The organism is Halalkalibacter kiskunsagensis, from assembly GCF_037027555.1.
Lineage (GTDB): Bacteria > Bacillota > Bacilli > Bacillales > Bacillaceae_D > Halalkalibacter > Halalkalibacter kiskunsagensis.
This window is the reverse complement of the sequence record NZ_JAXBLX010000090.1, coordinates 1-4,462: the sequence shown is the minus strand read 5'-3', so window position 1 is coordinate 4,462 and position 4,462 is coordinate 1. Positions and strand designations below refer to the sequence as shown.

4 protein-coding genes are annotated in these 4,462 nt (G+C 35.8%); all 4 read left to right on the top strand.

What is annotated here, in order from left to right; genetic code table 11:
* Nucleotides 1-162 precede the first annotated feature (162 nt).
* The 4 genes from SLH51_RS24275 (at nucleotide 163) to mqo (ending at nucleotide 3,664) form a co-directional block, all read left to right on the top strand.
* Entirely contained in the window at nucleotides 163-936 is a 774-nt protein-coding gene (locus tag SLH51_RS24275; protein ID WP_335964164.1) for an APH(3') family aminoglycoside O-phosphotransferase, read from the top strand.
* Nucleotides 933-1,316 (top strand): hypothetical protein, encoded by a 384-nt coding sequence (locus tag SLH51_RS24270; protein ID WP_335964163.1) that lies wholly within the window; start codon nucleotides 933-935, stop codon nucleotides 1,314-1,316. The genes SLH51_RS24275 and SLH51_RS24270 overlap by 4 nt, the downstream gene beginning before the upstream one ends.
* A 3-nt stretch (nucleotides 1,317-1,319) precedes the next feature.
* Nucleotides 1,320-1,499 carry a dihydrofolate reductase family protein gene (locus SLH51_RS24265; RefSeq protein WP_335964162.1) on the top strand — a complete coding sequence of 60 codons (180 nt, stop codon included), beginning with the start codon at nucleotides 1,320-1,322 and terminating at the stop codon, nucleotides 1,497-1,499.
* 635 nt (nucleotides 1,500-2,134) lie between these two features.
* Nucleotides 2,135-3,664 carry a malate dehydrogenase (quinone) gene (gene mqo / locus SLH51_RS24260; RefSeq protein ID WP_335964161.1) on the top strand — a complete coding sequence of 510 codons (1,530 nt, stop codon included), beginning with the start codon at nucleotides 2,135-2,137 and terminating at the stop codon, nucleotides 3,662-3,664.
* The last annotated feature ends 798 nt before the right edge of the window (nucleotides 3,665-4,462 follow it).

The window sequence follows — 4,462 nt, the reverse complement described above, 5'->3', positions numbered from 1 at the left end:
ATGAAAGGATTTCAATGACGTCAGCAACTACTGTTGGTTGAGCTTATTGAACTTTTATTGGTGCGAAAGTTGAGTAATAATAAATCTAACCACATCTGATTGAGAATCAAATTAACGAAAAGAGCTTATAAAAAGAGTAAGTCTGTGAAAGTGGTGATATAAATGAAAGAAGTTCCACAAAGCTTGGCAAGATTGACAAATGGATATTCATGGGAACAAATTACAATTGGTCATTCAGATTCTATGACTTTCTTATTGAAAGGCTCTACTTATAATCATTACCTTAAAATACAACCAAATAATTCTGTGGAAAATCTGTATCATGAGAAAGAAAAAATAGAGTGGTTACAAGGAAAACTGTCTGTACCAGAGGTTCTTTATTATGACAAGGATGAAGTAAACGAATACTTATTAGTTACAGAAATAAAAGGTATTAATGCTTCCGATAAGTCATATGAAGCAAATATACATTTATTGATGGAGTTATTGGCATTAGGACTAAAAACATTACATAGGTTAAGTATCGAAAACTGTCCTTTTAATCAAAAATTGGATATTAAAATTGAAGAGGCCAAAAGAAGAGTTGAAAATGGACTTGTTGATGAGGAAGATTTCGATGAGATACGAATAGGCTTGAAAGCAAGGGATCTTTATAAAGAACTTATTTTAAACAAACCCCAAAATGAAGATTTAGTCTTTACTCATGGTGACTATTGCTTACCAAATATTATTATTGATCAAGGAAAAGTAAGTGGCTTTATAGATTTGGGAAGAGCAGGAGTTTCCGACAGGTATCAAGATTTAGCTTTGGCAATTAGAAGTATTACCTATAATTTTGGTGAAGAGTATATTCCTTTTTTTCTTAAGGAATATGGTTATAAAGAATTAGATGAAACAAAAATATCATACTATCAACTCATGGATGAATTTTTTTGAATGCATTTTTATATGTTCAGCAATCAGCCAAACGAATATTCAAGCACCCACTGACAGATGAGAAAATCGTCTTAACGTATCAGATGACTGAAAGAAATCCAACGATGACACAAACATCGACAATGAGCTGGATCGTTTCATTTAGAAGAAAAGAAGAATTATCAACGGTCGATACGATTTTAATGAGGAGAAAAACATACGATTGGGTGACGAAACATGTAGACGAAGGAATTCCCATATCAAGGAAAAGATTGCTATGTATTTCACGGACAGTAGCAGAAGATCAAAATGATGGGAAATTTGTCAACTGTGATATCGTTAATTTTACGAATGAACTGAAGAATCACGATGGAAGAAATATTTGGATGGTTGGTGGTTGAAAGTTGCTTTACTCATTTATTGAGAAAAAGTTCGTCGATGAACTGATTATTACAGTGGCTCCGACATTAATTGGGAAAAGGATTCGTTTGTTTAAAGAGGGAGATTATGAAATCGAATACTCGCTACAAGGCATGAAGCGTTTCAAGCAGTTTGTTGAACTTCATTATAAATTGAAGGTTTAGCTGCTGAAGGAGTTACATATCCTCATAATAGGCGTAACCGGAGAAGGCGGTGCCAAAACGGCAAAACAGGGAGGTACATGTGGAGATTCTGTTTAGATTACTGGCCGAAACACTCAAAAATTAACCGCTCTCTATGAAGAATTAACGCAACTTACGATTGAAAGAAAGATTACCATGTTTGCCTATGAGGGACTTACGTTGGAGAGTCCATTAAGATTTAAAGTGATGCATCCAGCTGTTATGGTACGTGATTTTCCCTTTTGCGTTTTGAATACGCTATTTTGACGAATTATCGGTTATTTCTAACTTCTCTGATTCAACTCTTGCATGGAAAGAATATAAGAAACTGCATTTAGCCAATCCTACAAGTGAATACTACATTTTTCATACTGATAACAAACGATTGAAGTTAAAGAACAAAAATTTAAGCGTGTTTCTAGAGCTAAGTGCTCAAATTCCCACTTCTTACCGGATTTTAAATAGCTTATAACTATCATAATAATAGTGAATCACGATTCTAAATTATACTTGATCCAGAAATGATGTGTAAACTCGTACGTGCCAAGGCTTACTGTGGTGTTTAAGCAGGATTGCCTACATTCATTTTGTAAATCTTAGGGTATAGGAAGGTGAACATGAGCAACAGACAAAATAAAGCCGATGTAATCTTAATTGGTGCTGGAATCATGAGTGCAACTTTAGGTTCACTGTTGAAAGAATTAACACCGGACTGGGAAATTACAGTGTTTGAAAGGCTTGCAAGCGCTGGAGAGGAAAGCTCTAACGAATGGAATAATGCCGGAACAGGGCATGCGGCTCTGTGTGAGCTTAACTACACAAACGAAAAGGCAGATGGATCTATAGATATTAGTAAAGCTATAAAAATTAATGAACAGTTTCAAGAATCTATGCAGTTTTGGTCTTATCTTGTAAAAAATAAACGGATACGTAACCCGCAGAACTTTATCATGCCATTGCCTCATATGAGTTTTGTACGGGGAAGTCAAAATGTATCTTTTTTAATGAAGCGATTTGAAACGATGTTTACCAATCCGCTGTTTCAAGGGATGGAATTTTCCGATGATCCGGAAAAACTGAAGGAATGGATTCCGCTTATTATGCAAAAACGTGCAACGAATGAACCAATAGCGGCAACAAAAATCGACTCTGGAACTGATGTCAACTTTGGCGCTTTAACACGGATGTTGTTTGATCACCTAGAGAGTAAAAATGTCAATATACACTACAAACATCGTGTTGTTGATATTCATCGTACTAGTGACGGCTTATGGGAAGTGAAAGTGCAGAATGTCGACAGCGGTACTGTCGAACGCCATACTGCAAAATTCGTCTTTATCGGATCAGGGGGAGGAAGTCTATATTTACTACAAAAATCCGGTATTCCTGAGGGGAAATATATTGGTGGATTCCCAGTGAGCGGAATATTTATGGTGTGTAATAATCCTGATATTGTGGCAGCGCATCATGCAAAAGTATACGGTAAAGCGAAGGTTGGGGCCCCTCCAATGTCTGTTCCGCATCTTGATACACGATTTATCGACAATAAAAAAATGTTGTTATTTGGACCGTTTGCTGGTTTCTCGCCAAAGTTTTTAAAAACCGGTTCAATGTTTGATTTGGTCACTTCTGTAAAATCAGATAATCTTATAACGATGCTGTCGGCAGGTGCAAAAAACATACCTTTGACAAAATACCTAATCAAGCAGGTTAGGTTATCAAAAGAACAACGCATGGAAGAGTTACATGAGTTTATCCCGAACGCCAAAAGCGAGGATTGGGATTTAGTCGTAGCGGGCCAACGTGTGCAAGTAATTAAAGATACTGAAGAGGGAAGAGGAATGCTTCAATTTGGTACAGAAGTAATTAGTGCTGCTGATGGCTCGATAGCTGCATTGCTCGGTGCTTCGCCGGGTGCTTCTACCGCCGTTTCTGTCATGCTTGAGTTAATAAAAAAATGCTTCCCGCAGCATATACACGAGTGGGAACCGAAAATAAAAGAAATGATTCCTTCTTATAGCTTGTCCCTAATGGAAAACCAAGAGCTTCTGCATGAAATTCAAACTTCAATAGTGCAAACTCTTGATTTAGCTGGTAAAGATCAATCAAATTTGAAAGGAAATATGAATACTTTTCAGAAAGCATAAGTTACCGTTCGGGTAATTTATGCTTTTTTCATTTTTCAAGTGCTACAACTTTACGTCTGACACACAAGGCTCTACAGCCAATGTATGTCAGAGCTTTTTTAATGGGACAAGACATGTACCTAGTCCCTCCCATAAAGAATAAACTCACCTGTATATAATTCAATATTTGACATTGAACTTATTTCAATGAATGATAATGTTAATAATTGCGAGGATGACTATGGTGAAGGATTCAGTAAATATATTAATAATTGAAGATGACGAAGATATTGGTGTGGATGACTACAATACAAAACCTTTCGAGTAAAGGGGAAGTGAGTGAAGAAGAGTTCCTAAAAGTGGCTTTGGAGAGGGTAAGAGAGAAATAAAGATTTATATTTGATATTACTAAGTAGGGAGGCATAGCTCTTGCATATGCTTCTTTTTATTATAGTTCTTTAAGTAAAGAGCTCGGTGTTGTTATTCGTTTATGTTTGAGCAAGTGTTTGTTGTGGTAGTTATATAATAGAAGGTGAAAATTTTAGTTGATCTTAATGTTGTACTATGATAAATTATTAAATCTAGCCGCAAAAACTAATTTTAAATTAACTATTGCGCAGAATTACCATTCGTGATATATTATTTCTTGTCGCATTGAACGACTGATTGTTTCATAACAAATTGCAAAAAACAATTTTTAAAAAAGTTGTTGCGCGGAATTAACCGTTATGTTATGATGGTAAATGTCGCTAACGAGTGACGGTTGTTACTTAACAACGAAGAGTTCTTTGAAAACTGAACAAAAGCCAAGCGAAATAG

Excerpts from the sequence above, each read along its gene's own strand:
- mqo (WP_335964161.1), top strand. The coding sequence starts at position 2,135 with ATGAGCAACAGACAAAATAAAGCCGATGTAATCTTAATTGGTGCTGGA.
- SLH51_RS24275 (WP_335964164.1), top strand. The coding sequence starts at position 163 with ATGAAAGAAGTTCCACAAAGCTTGGCAAGATTGACAAATGGATATTCA.